Origin of the sequence: Streptococcus sp. DAT741 (assembly GCF_009866825.1) — a bacterium.
Taxonomy (GTDB): domain Bacteria; phylum Bacillota; class Bacilli; order Lactobacillales; family Streptococcaceae; genus Streptococcus; species Streptococcus ruminantium.
In genome coordinates this window covers 521,422-539,567 of sequence record NZ_CP019557.1, presented here as the reverse complement: position 1 = coordinate 539,567, position 18,146 = coordinate 521,422, and the positions used below count along the sequence as shown (strand labels likewise).

Sequence of the window (18,146 nt, the reverse complement as noted above, 5' to 3'; positions counted from 1 at the left end):
CTCTAAATTCTACAACTTTATTGACTTTCTTAGTCATTCGGAAATCTTATGTAACTGTCATATTCCATAATAACAAAAAACTCCTTTATTTATTATACCAAAAAATGATAGACCACTCAAAAAGCTAGTCTATCACCATCCTTGCAAATTTGTTTAGCTCAATTCATCTTTTTTCAACATATAAAGTGCACCTAGAAGAGAGGAAATTAGGGCTAGACTGATAAAGCCCAAAGGCAACCAACCTGTCCAATCTCGTTCCCCATAGCCGAAATGTGTAGCTACAATCTGACTAAAGCCACTCAACACTGTAAGAATGTAAGAAGGCATAAACACATGAATAATAGAAGTTTTCTTTCGATAGTACCAGATTCCTGCGGCAATCCCAACCAAAATAAGAACAGAAACCCAAAATGGCAGACGGATGAACTCATAAAACTGGCGACTTAGCCATATCCGCAGACCGATTATTCCAAGAACTAAGATGCTCCAGATTCCTATCACAAATCTCGCCTTGGCCTTAGACGGCTCATAGACGAGATTCTTTAGGATAAAAAAGGCAGAACTTGGCAACATGAAGCCGATGAGAAGATCACAAAGTAAGGAGCGCCATTCCAATTTCATATATCCCGTACAACTAAAGGTTCCTAGAAACAGCCAACCGATATAGACCAAGGCAATACTCCCTGTTAACCTCAAACCATAATACCAACGCAACGGAGGTAAATCAGACAGAAGTTGATCTGCCATTTGCTGACTATCCTTACCAAGAAAATCTTCAGCCGACTGACCATCCTTCTGTGCTTCCAAAACATCTTGATAAATAGATACCAGCAACCTTACGGTTCTTTCCTCCTGATTGTAAAAACCAGAGGCCAGAGTCATATAGGTACGAAGGCGCTTCATATAAGCCTTGTTTTCCTTATTTAATTTTCGTTGCAAATCGTTCATCTGCTTTAAGTGTAGCTGAAATGTATTCATCTCATTTTTCCTTTCTCATCAAGAATATCATACTTCCTATCCAAAAGATTATAATCGGCAGGAAAATTAAAGTGAGATTAAGCCAGATGGGAACAGAGGCTCCCACTTGCTTTAGATAGCTAGTCAAGCTACCACAAGCCAGAGTGAGAACATAGGTAGGCAGAAAGACATAGCGAACTAACTTCTGCTCTTGGAAAAATAGCAGAGCTACTCCTAGTAGGGCAAGTAGAACCACCAATCCCCAACCAGTCAAGACGAAATCAAGCTTCTTTGGAACTAACCAAAGCCGCAAGAAACAAAGTCCTAAAAAGACGAGAGAAAAACCAATATAGATCCCTAAAATCTTGATTTTATCAGTCTGGTAAATCAGTCTACGAAGGGTAAGAAAGATACCTATTGGCAACAGTAGACTGAGAACGGTATCGCAGAGCAAGCCAATCCAGTTGAGAGAGATGACTCCTGTTCCTGCAAAATCCATTAAGAACTGGCTGCCAAGATAGATACTAAGAATAAGAACACTTAAACGAGCCACCTCCATAAGACCAATAGGTGGAAGGTAGGACAAGAGTTCGTCTGCCATCTGTTTGCTATCTTTGCCGAGGAATTCCTCTGCGGAACAACCGTCCTGCTGAGCAGCAAAAACATCCTGATAGATGGACAAAAGCTGTTCCATCACGACCTCCTCTTGATGATAAAAAATAGAAGCAATCATCATATAACTGCTGATACGTTCCATATATTCCTTATTTTTCCTGATTAGTTTTTCCTCAATCATCTCAATCTGTTTACGATATTCCAGTTGCTTATTCATTTCATTCTCCCTTCACCAAGATACAAAGAGCGTAAAAATCCGTATAAAAATAGGAAACGGACAAAGTGGGCTAAAAACACTTAGGACGGTTATCTTTTTTACTAGGATTTTAGCTCGTGTTCAATTAAACCAAGATACAAAGAGCGTAAAAATCCGTATAAAAATAGGAAACGGACAAAGTGGGCTAAAAACACTTAGGACGGTTATCTTTTTTACTAAGATTTTAGCTCGTGTTCGATTAAACCAAGATACAAAGAGCGTAAAAATCCGTATAAAAATAGGAAACGGACAAAGTGGGCTAAGCACACTAGGACGGTTATCTTTTTTACTAGGATTTTAGCTCGTGTTCGATTAAACCAAGATACAAAGAGCGTAAAAATCCGTATAAAAATAGGAAACGGACAAAGTGGGCTAAGCACACTAGGACGGTTATCTTTTTTACTAGGATTTTAGCTCGTGTTCGATTAAACCAAGATACAAAGAGCGTAAAAATCCGTATAAAAATAGGAAACGGACAAAGTGGGCTAAAAACACTTAGGACGGTTATCTTTTTTCAACGGTTTGTAGCCAACCGATCTACCTTTTTAACCAAATCATTCCATTGGAGCCAAAAATCTTCTAAATAGGCCTGTCCTTGAGTTGTTAGGTAAAAATACTTTCTGTCTGGACCATCTGGAGAAGGCTTATTTTGACTCACAATCAAACTATTTTTTTCCAATTTTTGTAGAAGAGGATAGACTGTTCCACCGACCATATTCTGAAAGCCACTAGCCCTCAGTTCTTGAACCAATTCATAGCCATAAATTTCCTGTCGGGCGATGATCTGCAGGACACAACCGTCTAAGATCCCTTTTAGCATTTGTGTCTCCTTCATGCTATCCCTCCTTCCTATCTAATTTGTTTTACCAACTAGTGTTTTAAAAATAAAAACTTGATAAAGCCAAAGTTTTCCAACTATCTTGTTTTACATACTAGTTCTATAGAATGATAGCACATTTGAACTAGTTTGTAAAGCATATTAGCTAAAATAAGATGGATACGATAAAAAATATATGCGCAAATAAAAAACTAATAATTGATCAAATAATGTTGCCAATGGCAAAATAAAAACTTGGGTTCCCCCAAGTTTAAGAAATGATTCTCTTATAAGACCGTGTTGTAATCATGTAAACCAGTGAGTAAAGTAAGAAGTACCCAGAACACAGCCCCACCGCTACCTTAAATATCAGCTCTGTATTGACTACCCCTATAGAAAATAGGATAGATGATAACATCTTATAAGCAAATCCTAGATGGACAAAGGCCAGAAGAACTGGCAAGAAAAATACTGTCAGTAATTGCTTACGAATAGATTGTCTGGTTTGTTGTTCATCCAAGCCAACCTTTGTCATAATCACAAAACGGCTCCTATCTTCAAATCCTTCAGAAATTTGTTTGAAGTAAATGACTAGTACGACCGCCATGAGAAAAATCAGAGAGAGAAGCAAACCAATAAAGAACAAGGAACCTGCCAAACTGAAGAAGGAACGCATAGCATAAGCACGGTAGCCCAAGCTGATAACAGATAAACCGTTTGGCAGTAGACTCCTATCCCACAATTCACTTTCAAAGTTTCTAGTTAAGAAATGCTCCCGCGCCTTGACTTGCTCTTCTTCTGGCAAGCTGGATTCATAGCCTAAATAATACCTAGCGTCTACACGCTCTGTGAACATATCCAAATTGTTTACCACCAGAACAAGATGCTGACCGAGAGTAAGAGAAATAGCATGTTTTGGTAAATGTCCCAGGGTAATATTCTTATGTAATACTTGAGCAACTTGAAGACGTTTGCTGCCAATCTCAACCTCTTGACCCTTTTGATAATCGCCATAAATCGCCAACTGATTCGCGGACAAATCCAAGGTTTGTCCAGTCATTTTCTGATAGGTATTTTGGTCAATAATATAACCAATACCGACTGGCTTAGAAAATTTCCTATTTGAATACTCTTCATCTGATAAAAAGTTAATCCGTTGGGTTGTTGCATTGGCAAAATAGAATCGCTGATAGTCATAGGTCACTTGGCTTTTCACCGGAATCTGTGCTTTCTTCAAAATATCATCTGCCCACTTCTGAACCTGCTCACGAGAAGTATTTAGCCTGAGACCGATGTCAATGGAAAAATCATTGGGATTCTGATTGGTAATATGATCTTTACCACCAATATAGATGTTGAGTCCACCTATCATAGTCACTAAAAACATAGCTGACAAAATAGTAATAGTCGCAAGTCCCATAGCGTTTTTTCGCATACGGAAAATCAAATTAGATATGGAGATAAAATTAGCTGGTTTATAGTAATAGCTTTGGCGATTTTTTAACCAATTCAAAAAAGTAATGACACCAGCCTGAAAGAGTAAGTAGGTCGCTAAAATAACTAAAAGAGTCGCACCAAAAAAACTTGGTAAAGCTAGAGAAGGATTTCCTCCTGACTGAGCAATTGTATAAGCTATAGCTAGCAAAATTAGGCTCGTGAGAGTTTGTAATGGAAGAAAAACTGCCTTCTTATCCCCAATCTTCTTTCCCTGAACAAGTTTGAGAGAATCCGTCAGCCCCAATTTGCTGATATTAAAAATGCTAACCAGTAGAAAAACTGCCAAAAGATAGGTTGCTACCAGAATAACATTTTTCATCTGGAAAGTGGAAGCCAGAACGACTTTCATTTGCATTACTTTGAGTAAGAGAGCGTAGAAAAATCTATCCAGTACGATACCTAGTATCAATCCACTCCCAACAGTTCCAATGAAAAAGACTAGATGCTCAAAGCAAGTCATGAGAAATAAGTGTTTCTTCTCTAATCCTAAAATACTATAGACCCCAAATTCTTTAGAACGTTGTTTCATGATAAAACTATTAGCATAAAAAATCATGCTGGTAACGGTAATCATAACCACAATCATCCCAAGGCCTAATACATGAGTCACTTGATTTGCTCCCCAGACTTCACCTAGATTGGGATGAAAGGCTAGGGAAGCAAAAATATAGGCAATAGTTGTTGACACCATAGTCATTAAGATGTAGGGGTAATATAGACGACGGTTCTTTCTTAGATTAGTGAGAGCTAATCGGAAGGTTAATCCTAGCATATTACTCACCTCGATTCGCCATAACAGTCAAGGTATCAGAAATCAACTGGTACATTTCCTGACTACTTCGTTCTCCACGATAGATTTGATTGTAGAGAATACCATCCTTGATAAAAATCACACGCTTAGCACGACTGGCAGCAGCGGTTGAATGAGTCACCATCAGAAGAGTTTGTCCCTTCTGATTGATTTGTTCGAAAACATCTAAAAGAGTTGCCGAAGATTTGGAATCCAATGCCCCTGTTGGCTCATCAGCCAAGAGGATTTCAGGACGTGTGATGATTGCACGCGCTACGGCTACCCGTTGCTGCTGTCCACCTGAAATCTCGTAAGGCATTTTGTCTTGTAGAGTTCCAATTTCTAGACTATTAAGTGTATGTACTAACCGTTTGTTCATCTCATCAATCGGATAACGTGAAAGGACTAGAGGAAGTAAAATATTATCCTTAACAGAAAGTGTGTCTAGAAGATTAAAATCCTGAAAGACAAAACCAAGCTTTTCCCGCCGAAAGGCCGAAGCTTCCTTACTTCTGATAGACTGTGTATCCAATCCATTGAGCAAAACCTTTCCTCTCGTTGGTTTGTCAAGAGTCGCAAGAATATTGAGCAGAGTCGTTTTTCCCGAACCAGACTCTCCCATAATGGCTACATATTCCCCCTCCTCCACCGTAAAATGAATATCTTTTAAGGCTTCAACCTGACCAACTTTAAAACGAGAACTATAAATTTTTTGAACATGCTGAACATCTAAGAGTGACATAATCTCTCTCCTTTTCTTTTTCTCTTTTAATCCTACCTCTTCTAGAAAAAGATTGCCATCGCTCTAGCTTTCATTTTGGTGACAATTTTGTAAGCTATATCAATGAATCAGATTGAACAAATACCAATAACCCAGGAAACAGGTCATTTAGAGACAAAAACAGATGGGCTTTTCAAGGACTCTAATCCAAAACCAGCACTTCTTCTCTCATTCCAATCCGAACCTCTGTCCCTTCTCCTACCTTAGAAGTTAGTTTTAGGGAATAGCCCAGCTCCCTAGCAATTTTTTGTGATAAATAGAGTCCCAGCCCCGAAGATTGTTGGGTTCTGCGACCGTTGAAACCTGAAAAACCTCGTTCAAAGACTCGTTCTAAGTCACTTTCTGCAATCCCTATCCCTGTATCTCGGATAACTAAATCATCACCGTCTAAAAAAATTGATATGGTTCCTCCCTGACAATATTTGAGAGCATTGGACAGAAGTTGCTCTACCAAAAGCCCCAGCCAGCGTTTGTCTGTCTTTAGAGTTCGCTCTAAAGAGCCTAATACTAAGCTGGTGTTAGACTGGATGAAAAAGAGAGAATACTTCTTGACAAGCTCCTTCATCAACTCATACAAGTCGACGCTTTCAATCAGCAAATCGTCATGAAAAGATTGGAGGCGGAGATAGTTCAAAACCAAACCTGTATACTGCTCAATTTTAAAAAGTTCTGATTCTATCTGATGGCGAATTTTCCCTGCCTCCATTTCCTTAATCATCAGTTGACTTGCTGCAATGGGAGTTTTCATCTGGTGAGCCCAGAGCGTGTAATAATCTTCTAATTCCACTTGTTCTTGTAGTTGCTTTTCCATTAGAAACTTATTTTGAACTTTCAAATATTCTACCTTCTCTTGTAGATGAAGTTCACCAGCTGTCCCTGACTGAACTTCCTGTCCACGCCAGATTTTCTTAAAACGTGAAAAATCTACCACCAAATCCCAAAACAAAGCCCCAAACCAACAAAGTGTCAGGAGAGTCAAAACATAGATAGTTAAATCCTTCTCAACTTCAAAGAGAAAACTAAAGCCTAAGATGGTGCTAGAAAAAATAATGTAAGCGATGATGAAGACGAGACGATAATAGAGCCAAGACCTAAAAAAATAGACCAGCACTCTTCCAAAATCCTGTTTAATCATGAGTCCATACTAAGCCGTAGCCTACTCCTTTCTTTGTAGCAATCAAGTCTGGCAAACCTAATTCCGCCAATTTTTTGCGCAGCCGTGCAATGTTGACCGATAGGGTATTATCGTCCACAAAGAAATCGCTATTCCATAACTCCCTCATCAATTCCTCACGACTGACCACTTCCCTACTGTGTTCAAAAAGTACCCGTAAAATTTGGAATTCATTTTTGGTCAGATCTTCTACAGCCTGCTTAAAGTACACCTGCATGGTTTTTAAATCCAGAGAAACCTCCTCAAACCAAAGCAAACTTTGTTCACCGATAAAGTCGTAACTTCTCCTGAGTAGCCCTTGTATCTTGGCAAGAAGCACAGTCATCTCAAAAGGCTTTGTCACATAATCATCAGCCCCCATATTGATTGCCATGACGATATCCATGGGCTGATCGTGAGAAGAAAGAAACATAATGGGTACACGAGAAGTTTTCCGAATTTCTTGACACCAATAATAACCATTGAAAAAAGGCAGACCAATATCCAACACAATCAAATGTGGCTGAAAATTGCTTATCTGCTCTAAAACAGTATGAAAATCTTTGACTTCTTGGACCTGATAGCCCCAATGAACCAAATTCTTAGCTACTAGCTGGCTAATGGTTCGATCATCTTCAACGACTAAAATCTTCTGCATGATCTTCTCCTTCTCTATCATTATTATAGCTCATTACAGGAAAAATTTGAGGAAAAATAAGTAAAATAACCCTTACAAATTTGTCATTTTGCTTCAATTTCGCTATAATAGCGAAAAATGAACGAAGAAAAAGAGGATGCTATGTCAAATTTACTAAACTACATTGAAGAAAACCAATACGATAGTTTTTATGACCAGCCCGTTAATAAACTAGATCTTCTTGCTCTGGCAGAACTTTCCTACCTTCCTTTCGATAATCTAGTTCCCTTTTCCTTTGAAGAGTCAGGAATTCGACTCGACCATTTGGCAGAAATATTTGATGAAACCTATCAACATAATTTTCCATATTTTTCCATGGTAACTAAAAACCGACTAGCCCTGTTTGCCCTCTTAGCCAAATCCAAACGCTTCAAACATCTCAAGGCTTTTGGTTTCGTTAACGATTATCAGTTGAATCAAGAAAAACAATTCTCCGCTATCAGTTATAGACTGGACCGGCAAATCATTTTGACTTGCTTTCGAGGCACAGACGATACCATTATTGGCTGGAAAGAAGACTTTCACATGACCTATATGGATGAAATCCCTGCTCAACGCGCAGCAAGTGCCTATCTAAAAAAACTCATGGCATGCCAATCTGGAAACTATTATCTGGCAGGACATTCAAAAGGTGGAAATCTAGCACTCTACGCAGCTTGTCAACTCCCTTCTAAATTACAAGAAAATATCCAGGCCATCTACCCTTTCGATGCTCCTGGACTCCATAAAAAATACTTGGAAACTCCTAACTATCAGGCGATAAAAAATCGTGTCTATCCCATCATTCCACAAAATTCTATCATCGGCATGATGCTTGAAACACCAGAAAATGTCCAAGTCATTCGAAGCAATGCTGTCGGTCTCCTTCAACATATCAGCTTTACTTGGGAAGTCGAGGGGCTTGACTTCAGATCAGACCTATCCTTGACAGAAGATAGTCTACAAATAAACCAGACTTTAAAAACATGGACAGCTACCTTATCAGACAAAGAACTACAGAATTTTTTCGACCTTTTCTTTGGTATTCTTATCCAGGCTGGTATTGAACGTTTTAGTGATATAACCGTCAATCCTCTACAAAAATTGCAAGAAATAGATCGACTGAGAAAAGCACTTTCCCCAGAACAAGCTGAAATGGTAGATAGAATGATCCGTCTCCTATTTGACACTCGTTATCAGGTTTGGCGTGCCAGCCTCGGTAAACTCCTGCCCAATCCGGAATTGAGTTTCCAAAATTGGCGGAAGCTTTTTCAAAAAACAACCAATACAATCAAATAGCATGACTTTTAGATGAAGATTCTAGACATAAATGTGATTGAAGTAGGGTATTTTTACAGAGCTTGAAGTAAAAAAATGACCGTTTGAACTTTTTTATGTTCAAACTCCATAGTGCAATGAATAAAATAAAAAAGCGATCAAATTGGGAAGTTTACCAAACTAAAACCCAATCTGTTCGCTTTTTCGTTTTATGTCTAGTTCTTACCCTAGACTCTCTTTATAATTACAATTATATCTAAATTTAAATTATGATCTTAATTAAAAGATGTGTGCAGTCCCTTTAAAGCTTTGCCCAAGTCCTAGCGTCTTTGGAGTTTCTGTAGGTTCAGCTTGTTCTAATTTCTCAATATACTCATCAAGCCACTTGTTGCTCTGCCTTGATCCTTCTGACCCTCTGCCTCCTGGCGGTGCGATGTTAATAAATTTATTGCTTCCAACTTCATTAGCAGAGACAGAAGCAGTTGCAAATAGGGAAAGGGCAGCAAGTATCGCTACACTTGCAATTTTACATTTAGACATCGATAATACCTCATTCTAATAAAAAGATTAGTGCCTATCAGCACGACACTATCGTAGCATAAAAGCTCGCTCCAGTAAATACGAACAACAGCTACTTTACAAGAATACAGATAAAAATTAGATTTGTTGTAAAGTAAAACATATAAAATGTAGATTCTCAACGAAAATCTTTAGTAATTTTCACACTTGTGATTACGTTTGAACAAGTCTTCAAAGAAAACTACGAATCTTCCCTTTTCATCAGAAACACCGTACTATAACTAGTAGCCATATAATTATCTGAAAACTTCTGATTTTCTCCGTCATGAATACAACTCAGATAAAGCTTTCTCACATTTTCTTGTTGCCTGAATATACTGTTCTTCCTACTTCAATAACTTTTCTTTTTCCAAATATTCACGCGCTACTTGGGCTGCTGACTTGCCCTCCACATCAACCGCATGATTCATCCGAGTCATTTCTTCAGTCGAAATTTTACCTGCTAGCTGACCAAGAACCTTCGCCAACTCAGGGTATTTTTTCATAGTCGCCTTTGATAATAGCGGAGCTACCTGATACGGCGGAAAGAGTTGTTTATCATCTTCCAATACCTTGAGGTTGTTTCTGATAATCTGACTGTCCGTTGAGTAGACATCTATAATTTGTACATTTTGATTGGCGATTGCTTGATAACGCAAGGCTGGCTCCATGGTCCTCACATTCAAATTTAGACCATATAAATTTTTCAGACCAACATTCCCATCTTTACGGTCATTAAACTCTAGAGAAAATCCTGCAAGCGCTGTCTGCTGAACCTTTGCTAAATCAGAAATCTTCTCAATGCCATTTTCCTTGGCATAATCCTTCGTCACCGCCAAAGCATAGGTATTTTGGAAATTCATTGGTTTGAGGTAAACTAATCCATCTTGCTTTAAAATAGCCTCTCGAGCGTATTCGTAAACCTCTTGAGGATTATTAGATAGACCTGTCGGCGGAGTGGATAAAAGAGTAGTCGTAATAGTCCCTGTAAACTCGGGGTAAATATCAATACTCCCCGACTTTAAAGCTTCATAGAGGAAGCTAGTTTTTCCAAAATTAGGCTTAATCTCTACACCAATATCTGTATGGTTCTCGATCAATATCTTGTACATATTGATGAGAATTTCTGGCTCCGCACCGAGTTTTCCGGCAATCACAATCTGTTTAGATGGTTTGTTTAACATAGGCACATAGCTAGCGCCCACAGCAAATAACGTTACTAGTAGAGCCAGCAAAATTGTTTTTGGACTTCTATCCTGCAACAGTCGAATTCCATAACCAAAGAGAACCGCCAAACTAGCCGACGAAATCGCACCAATCAATATCAGAGCCGAATCATTACGATCGATCCCCAGAAGAATAAAGGATCCCAGCCCACCTGCACCGACCAAGGCTGCCAAGGTTGCTGTTCCGATAATCATAATGGAAGCTGTCCGAATACCTGACATAAGAATGGGCATGGCCAAGGCTAGTTTGAACTTCTTCAACTTCTCCCATTTCGTCATTCCAAAAGCTGTAGCAGCCTCTTCCAAGTAAGGATCAATCTCAGCAAGACCTGTCAAAGTTCCCTGCAAAATAGGGAAAACAGCATAGATGACTAGAGCAACCACCGCAGGCAGAGTACCAATTCCCATAAAAGGAATGAAAAGACCAAGAAGAGCTAGCGAAGGAATCGTTTGAAAAATCCCTGTAATCTGCAAGCTCCATTCAGTCAGTCGTTTCTTATTTGACAAAATCAAACCCAATGGAACAGCAATCGCAATCGCGATAATCAAAGCTAACAGGGAAATTCGCAAATGTTCAAAGAGAGCTGATAGCCACTCCTCCCTGCGCTCTAGAAAGGTTTCAACCAAATTCATCATGCACCTCCTCTAGTCTTGATAAATTCCTTGACAAAGTCGTTAGTTGGTTGATTTCTTAACTCATCAGGAGTTCCCAACTGCACCACTTGACCATCCTGCATCAAGCAAATGCGATCAGCTAACTTAATTGCCTCATCCATATCATGAGTGACAAAGACAGTCGTCATCTTATACTCCTCATGTAGATCCTTAATCAAGTCCTGCAACTGGGTCTTACTAATGGGATCAAGAGCAGAAAACGGTTCGTCCATAAGCAGAACCTTAGGATTGGCAATAATAGCTCGCAAAATGCCAATTCGCTGTCGCTCCCCTCCGGATAGATCCTTGGGTAGACGATTTAGATAGCTACCCGGATCCAGGCCGACCTTAGACAAGAGTTCTCTGATTTTAACCAAGGTTTCAGTCTTGTCCATTCCCTTCATTTCAGGAATAAGAGCAATATTTTCTGCCACAGTCATGTTTGGAAAAAGGGCAATTTGCTGGAGGACATAGCCTGTCTCAAGACGCAAATCTCGCAAATTATAATCTTTTAATGACTTGTCTTGAAAAAGAATATCACCATCAGTTTGTTCAATCAAACGGTTAATCAATTTCAGAGTTGTTGTCTTTCCACTCCCACTGGGACCAATCAAGACAAAAAATTCTCCCTCTTGGATAGTGAAAGTTAAGTTTTTCAAGATTGGACCACTAGCTTTACAAACTAAAGATATATTTTGATAATCAATCATTTTCCCCTCCTAATAATATTTGAGCAAGATTCTGACTATAGCATTGTGTCAACTGAAGCAAAAGTTCTTGCTCTTTTTGACTGAGTTTGGACAAGGCCTGCTGTTCGGCTTCTTCTAGCGGATGTAAAATCTGATTGGCAAACATTCGCCCCTCCTCTGTCAGCTTAACCCGCTTGTGGCGCTTATCTGCCGGATTTTCCTCCAAGAAAACCCAACCTCTCTCCTGAAACTTTTTGATGGTTGCATTGACAACTTGCTTACTGGAATAGGTTTTCTTGCTAACCCAATTCTGAGTCACACCTTCAGGATTGTAATAAATCCACATGAGAATCGATAGGCACTTGGCATGGAGTCCATGCTTTCGGGCATAACCTTCATACAGCCCAATTTGTTGATCGAAGATCCGAGCGTAGGTCTTACTGCGCTTGTGTAATTTTATCATTCTTGTTCTCCTTGTAAAAACAATCATCTCTCCCAAATTACCACCCTTTATAGGTAATAGATCTAATCTAAGATTTATATTTTTCCACACTGCTAACAGCTATAAGCTACAATCCTTGAGATAAGGGTAACTCTCATGGATTTCCTTATCACATTAGTCAATATTTTTTACTATTTTAACAGAAAAACAACTATAGTCAATTATTTTGACCATGTACAAATATATTGAGGCTTTCATATTCTTCCATATTTCCCTCCTTAATCCTTTCCAGATACTATCTCCAGTCACCTTAGTCATTCAATCTTTTTCTATAATCTTCCTTCCTCAATAGACCATATATAGCCTTTTTTTTAGAATTTTAAAACCCCAAAACAAGTCCACATAGTGTCAACCGATTGTTCTTAACTTCCTGTAGTTTAAGTGGTAAAATTTTATCGTAAATGCTAAAAAAAAAAAAGCATTTTTTCCTGAATAAAATAAGGAAGAGGTGGTCATGATTCGTATTCGGGCTGATTCTCAAATTGGAGATAGATAAACGTCAAAGAAAAGAGGAAAATTTAAAGATGAAAACAGGATTAAAAAGTCGATTTAAGACGATAGTAATGTTATTCTGCTTACTGTTTCAGGTCTTTGCCCCTGCCAGTACTGCCTTGGCGGAAGGAACACCAAAAGAAGTAAAAACTACCATTACATCGCTAAATATTCAAAGAAGAAGCGGCGATGCAGTTAATAGTATCTTTTATACTGAAAGATTCTATTTAACAATGGATTGGGATGCTAGCCAAAATAGGGCTGATTTAAAAGAAGGTGATTACTTTACTGTCTCACTACCAGACCAAATGAAATTCCCTTCGGATTCGTCAGCAACGAATTTTGATTTACTGTCTCCAGATGGCTCAAGTGTAGTAGCCAAAGCACATGTAACACCAAATCCTGATGGTGGTGGAAGTGTCAAGGTAACTTTTACAAATTGGGTGGAAAAGAGATATGATGTCAAAGGCTCAATGAAGTTAGCAGCTAATTTTGTTATCTCAAAAATCCGTTTGGATGAAGAAAATACATTTTCTATAACTGTAGGCGGACAAGTTACTAACGTAAAAATCAGACCAAATGGTCCAACGGACATTGTAAACGAAAAATTAAATAAATGGGGCTTAGGAATTGAAGGTATAGGGAATCGCGCAAAATGGGATGGTCGTATCAACCATGAAAAAGGAACTTATCCGAATGCTGTTTTTACCGATACTTTAGTAGGAAGCTCAGAAAAATTCATTAAAGATAGCTTTAAATTAGAAAAAGTTACGTTCGATTCAAAGGGACGTTTGGTACAAAAACTTGAAACAATCGATTTAAAGGATAAGATAGCTTTTTCTGATAATGACCAAACCGTTACCATAAAATTGGGTAATATAAATGGTGAACAGTATTCTTTTACTTATCAAACAACTTATACACCGTATACTGTTTTAAAAAATAAAGCTCAACTTATTTCTGAAGAAAAGATTATTAGTGAATATATTGCTAGTCATCAAAGTTCCTCATCTGGTGGTACAGGTTCTGGTGACTTGACCAACAAGATTAAAATCATCAAAGTCGATGCTGAAAATCAAGAGACAAAACTTGCCAATGCCAAGTTTAAAATTACCCGCATCTCTGATGGTGAAGAGTATGAAATCACCACAGACGCTCAAGGTGAAGCTGTGACAGAAAAATTAGTCGCAGGTCAGTACAAAATCAAAGAACTGACAGCACCAAATGGATTTGAACTAAATCCAGAAGAAATAACTGTTGATGTCGTAAATGGGCAAGCTGTTATAAAGACCATCACAAACAAGCCAATTAAAACATCAGTAAACGTTGACAAGAAATGGATTGGCCCTGCAAAAGATTCCGCTACAGTCCGTCTCTACGCAGATGATACAGACACCGGAAAAACAGCTACTCTCAACGCTTCAAACAGTTGGAAAGCAACATTTAATGACCTACGCAAATTTCATGCAGATGGCAAAGAGATCAAGTACACCATCAAAGAAGATGCGATCGAAAACTACCAATCTGAAGTGACAGGCGACATGGCTTCTGGCTTTACTGTGACAAATACCAACATTGAAAAAGTATCTGTACCAGTAACTAAGACCTGGAACGACAACAACGACCAAGACGGTAAACGTCCGAAATCTATCACCGTAAACCTCTTGGCTGATGGCAAAGTCGTTCAATCCCAAGAGGTAACAGCAGCTAACAACTGGGAGTATACTTTCACTGACCTACCGAAGTACGCTAACGGAAAAGAAATCGTCTATACTGTGGAAGAGGTGAAGGTAGATGGGTATGAGACGAAGGTGGAAGGAACTAACATCACCAACACCCATACTCCAGAAACAACGCAAGTTGCAGGTACTAAGACTTGGAACGACAACAACGACCAAGATGGTAAACGTCCGAAATCTATCACCGTAAACCTCTTGGCTAACGGTGAGGTCGTTCAAAGTCAGAAAGTCTCTGCCGATACGAATTGGACTTATACCTTCACTGACCTACCGAAGTACGCTAACGGAAAAGAAATCATCTACACTGTTTCAGAAGAAAAGGTAGACGGGTATGAGATGAAGGTGGAAGGAACCAACATCACCAATACCCATACTCCAGAAACAACGCAAGTTTCAGGTACCAAGACCTGGAACGATAACAACGACCAAGACGGTAAACGACCACAATCTATCACCGTAAACCTCTTGGCTGATGGTAAGGTCATCAAGAGCCAACAAGTCACTGCCGAAAACGACTGGAAGTATACCTTCACCGACCTACCGAAATACGCTAACGGAAAAGAAATCGTCTATACCGTGACAGAAAACGCTGTTGAAGGCTACACTACAACCTACGATAAGTACAATATCACCAATAGCTACACACCTGGTCAAACCAGCCTCACAGTAACCAAGACTTGGGATGACAAGGACAATCAAGACGGTAAACGGCCTGAAGCTATCCAAGTTCAACTCTATGCTAACGACCAGAAATCTGGCGAGGTCGTGACACTAACAGCAGCCAACAAATGGACACACACTTGGACAGGACTTGCTAAGAAGGCAAACAAAAAAGACATCGTCTACACCGTCAAAGAAGTCTCAAAAGTAGAGGGATACACCACTACTGTAGGAACTGTTGAAAATGGAAATGTCACCATTACCAATACCTATAAACCAAGTACAACCTCTATCAAGGTAAACAAGGTCTGGAAAGATAAGGACAACCAAGATGGTCTGCGCCCAACTTCCATTACCGTCAACCTCTTGGCGGATGGTGAAGTTGTTAAGACGGAAACGATCACACCAAATGCTGATGGCGATTGGAGCCACACCTTCACAGACTTGCCTGAATACAAAAATGGCAAGAAAATCACTTACACCGTTTCAGAAGAAAAGGTAGAGGGATACGAAACAACGGTAGAAGGAACTACCATCACCAACACCCATACTCCAGAAACAACAGAAGTTGCAGGTACCAAGACTTGGAACGATAACAACGACCAAGATGGTAAACGTCCGAAATCCATTACCGTAAACCTCTTGGCAGACGGTCAACCGGTCGCAAGCAAAATCGTCACCGCAGACGACAACTGGGCTTACAAGTTCTCAAACCTACCTGCTAAGAAAAATGGAGCTGCCATTACCTACACGATTAGTGAAAAAGCAGTCGCAGATTACACTACAACCTATGATGGCTACAATATCACTAACAGCTACACACCGGGAGAAACAAGTGTCACTGCCACAAAAGTTTGGGAAGACAACAACAACCAAGACGGACTGCGCAGGGAAATCAAACTAGAACTCTACGCAGACGGTGTTGCCACTGGACAGGTTCAAACCCTTTCTGAAGAGAACAACTGGAAAGCAACCTGGACAGGGCTTGCCAAGAAAGCAAACAAAAAGGACATCGTCTACACCATCAAAGAAGTCTCTGCTATTGATGGCTATACTTCAAAAGTAACTCAAACATCAACCAATAACTTTACCATCACCAACACCCATACTCCAGAAACAACGCAAGTTGCAGGTGCTAAGACCTGGAATGACAACAATGACCAAGACGGTAAACGTCCGAAATCTATCACCGTCAACCTCTTGGCTAACGGTGAGGTCGTTCAAAGTCAGAAAGTCTCTGCCGATACGAATTGGACCTATACCTTTACTAACCTACCGAAATACGCTAACGGGAAGGAAATCGTCTACACTGTTTCAGAAGAAAAAGTAGACGGGTATGAGATGAAGGTGGAAGGAACCAACATCACCAATACCCATACTCCAGAAACAACGCAAGTTGCAGGTGCTAAGACCTGGAATGACAACAATGACCAAGACGGTAAACGTCCGAAATCTATTACCGTAAACCTCTTGGCGGATGGTAAGGTCATCAAGAGCCAACAAGTCACTGCTGAAAACGACTGGAAGTATACCTTCACCGACCTACCGAAGTACGCTAACGGGAAGGAAATCGTCTACACTGTTTCAGAAGAAAAAGTAGACGGGTATGAGATGAAGGTGGATGGCTACAATATCACAAACAGTTACACACCAAGTACAACCTCTGTCAAGGTAAACAAGGTGTGGAAAGATAAGGACAACCAAGATGGTCTACGCCCAACTTCTATTATCGTCAACCTTCTGGCAGATGGTCAGGTAGTTTCTACAACAACCATCAAACCAGATGCCAACGGTGATTGGAACTACACATTCACAGACTTGCCTGAATACAAAAATGGCAAGAAAATTACCTACACTGTGGAAGAGGCGAACACACCAAACGGGTATACCTCATCTGTAGAAGGAACCACCATCACTAACACCCACACTCCAGAAACAACGGAAGTTTCAGGTGCTAAGACCTGGAATGACAACAACGACCAAGACGGTAAACGTCCGAAATCTATTACCGTAAACCTCTTGGCTAACGGTGAAGTCGTTCAAAGTCAGAAAGTCTCTGCCGATACGAATTGGACTTATACCTTTACTAACCTACCGAAGTACGCTAACGGGAAGGAAATCGTCTACACTGTAACTGAGAATGCCGTTGATAACTATACAACAACCATTGATGGTCACAACATTACCAACAGTTACACACCTGGTCAGACGAGTCTCACTGTTACCAAGGTCTGGAAGGATAACAATAATCAAGACGGTAAACGTCCTGAAGCTATCCAAGTTCAACTCTATGCCAACGGTGAAAAGTTGGGCGAACCTGTAACCCTGACTGCTGATAACAAGTGGACGCATACTTGGACAGGACTTGACAAGAAAGCAAACCAGAAAGATATTGTCTATACGGTCAAAGAGGTTTCAGTGGTTGATGGATACACAGCATCTGTAGGAAAAGTTGAAAACGGAAATGTCACCATTACCAACACCTACAAGCCAACCACTCCTCCTAAGAAGAAAAAATCGACTCCACTGCCATCAACAGGAAGTCTCAGCGGACTAGGACTGACGTTTGTCGGACTAGCACTTGCCGCGACTATCAGTGCTCGAGCGATTTACCAAAAGAGGAAATAGGCATGACAACTTTCATAAACAGAACAACTTGAGAGAATAATACTCTCTTGAGATAGACAAAAGCCCTTAGATTTACTCTAATGGGCTTTTGTGGTATTTGCATTTTACCTTTTATTACTCCGTTAACTCACCCTGCTTGAAGTTGAAGTATACCCTTGACCATTGTTGCTGGTAAAAA

The 18,146-nt window shown here is 39.8% G+C and carries 13 protein-coding genes; 2 read left to right on the top strand and 11 right to left on the bottom strand.

The window, feature by feature from the left end:
- Positions 1-153: 153 nt before the first annotated feature.
- From BZG42_RS02705 to BZG42_RS02675, 7 genes are all read right to left on the bottom strand, one after another.
- Positions 154-978 carry a hypothetical protein gene (locus BZG42_RS02705; protein WP_227985523.1) on the bottom strand — a complete coding sequence of 275 codons (825 nt, stop codon included), beginning with the start codon at positions 976-978 and terminating at the stop codon, positions 154-156.
- Between the two features lies 1 nt (position 979).
- Positions 980-1,789, bottom strand: a complete 810-nt coding sequence (locus tag BZG42_RS02700) for a hypothetical protein (RefSeq protein WP_155995898.1) — start codon at positions 1,787-1,789, stop codon at positions 980-982.
- 553 nt (positions 1,790-2,342) lie between these two features.
- Positions 2,343-2,663, bottom strand: a complete 321-nt coding sequence (locus BZG42_RS02695; protein WP_024531668.1) for a PadR family transcriptional regulator — start codon at positions 2,661-2,663, stop codon at positions 2,343-2,345.
- A 253-nt stretch (positions 2,664-2,916) separates the two neighbouring features.
- Positions 2,917-4,914 carry an FtsX-like permease family protein gene (locus BZG42_RS02690; RefSeq protein ID WP_155995896.1) on the bottom strand — a complete coding sequence of 666 codons (1,998 nt, stop codon included), beginning with the start codon at positions 4,912-4,914 and terminating at the stop codon, positions 2,917-2,919.
- Position 4,915: 1 nt separating this feature from the next.
- Positions 4,916-5,674 (bottom strand): ABC transporter ATP-binding protein, encoded by a 759-nt coding sequence (locus BZG42_RS02685; protein WP_120171427.1) that lies wholly within the window; start codon positions 5,672-5,674, stop codon positions 4,916-4,918.
- A 181-nt stretch (positions 5,675-5,855) separates the two neighbouring features.
- On the bottom strand, positions 5,856-6,848 hold the full coding sequence (locus tag BZG42_RS02680) for a sensor histidine kinase (RefSeq protein ID WP_120171426.1): 993 nt from the start codon (positions 6,846-6,848) through the stop codon (positions 5,856-5,858).
- Positions 6,841-7,524, bottom strand: coding sequence for a response regulator transcription factor (locus BZG42_RS02675; RefSeq protein ID WP_024531672.1), 684 nt, complete (start codon positions 7,522-7,524; stop codon positions 6,841-6,843). Before BZG42_RS02675 ends, BZG42_RS02680 begins: the two co-directional genes overlap by 8 nt.
- Before the next feature lie 141 nt (positions 7,525-7,665).
- On the opposite strand from BZG42_RS02675, the gene BZG42_RS02670 reads away from it, so the two are divergent.
- Entirely contained in the window at positions 7,666-8,841 is a 1,176-nt protein-coding gene (locus BZG42_RS02670) for a DUF2974 domain-containing protein (RefSeq protein WP_155995894.1), read from the top strand.
- A 258-nt stretch (positions 8,842-9,099) separates the two neighbouring features.
- Here the strand turns inward: BZG42_RS02670 and BZG42_RS02665 are convergent, their stop codons facing one another.
- From BZG42_RS02665 to BZG42_RS02650, 4 genes are all read right to left on the bottom strand, one after another.
- Positions 9,100-9,360 (bottom strand): hypothetical protein, encoded by a 261-nt coding sequence (locus BZG42_RS02665; protein WP_155995892.1) that lies wholly within the window; start codon positions 9,358-9,360, stop codon positions 9,100-9,102.
- Positions 9,361-9,725: 365 nt separating this feature from the next.
- Positions 9,726-11,240 carry an ABC transporter permease/substrate-binding protein gene (locus tag BZG42_RS02660; RefSeq protein ID WP_194210031.1) on the bottom strand — a complete coding sequence of 505 codons (1,515 nt, stop codon included), beginning with the start codon at positions 11,238-11,240 and terminating at the stop codon, positions 9,726-9,728.
- Positions 11,237-11,968, bottom strand: a complete 732-nt coding sequence (locus BZG42_RS02655) for an ATP-binding cassette domain-containing protein (protein ID WP_024531676.1) — start codon at positions 11,966-11,968, stop codon at positions 11,237-11,239. The genes BZG42_RS02660 and BZG42_RS02655 overlap by 4 nt, the downstream gene beginning before the upstream one ends.
- Positions 11,961-12,410: a MarR family winged helix-turn-helix transcriptional regulator gene (locus BZG42_RS02650; protein ID WP_024531677.1), complete on the bottom strand. Its 450-nt coding sequence runs from the start codon at positions 12,408-12,410 to the stop codon at positions 11,961-11,963. Before BZG42_RS02650 ends, BZG42_RS02655 begins: the two co-directional genes overlap by 8 nt.
- A gap of 563 nt (positions 12,411-12,973) precedes the next feature.
- Between BZG42_RS02650 and BZG42_RS02645 the strand changes: the two genes are divergently transcribed.
- Complete coding sequence (locus tag BZG42_RS02645) at positions 12,974-17,968, top strand: Cna B-type domain-containing protein (RefSeq protein ID WP_159780067.1); 4,995 nt, start codon at positions 12,974-12,976, stop codon at positions 17,966-17,968.
- Positions 17,969-18,146: the final 178 nt, after the last annotated feature.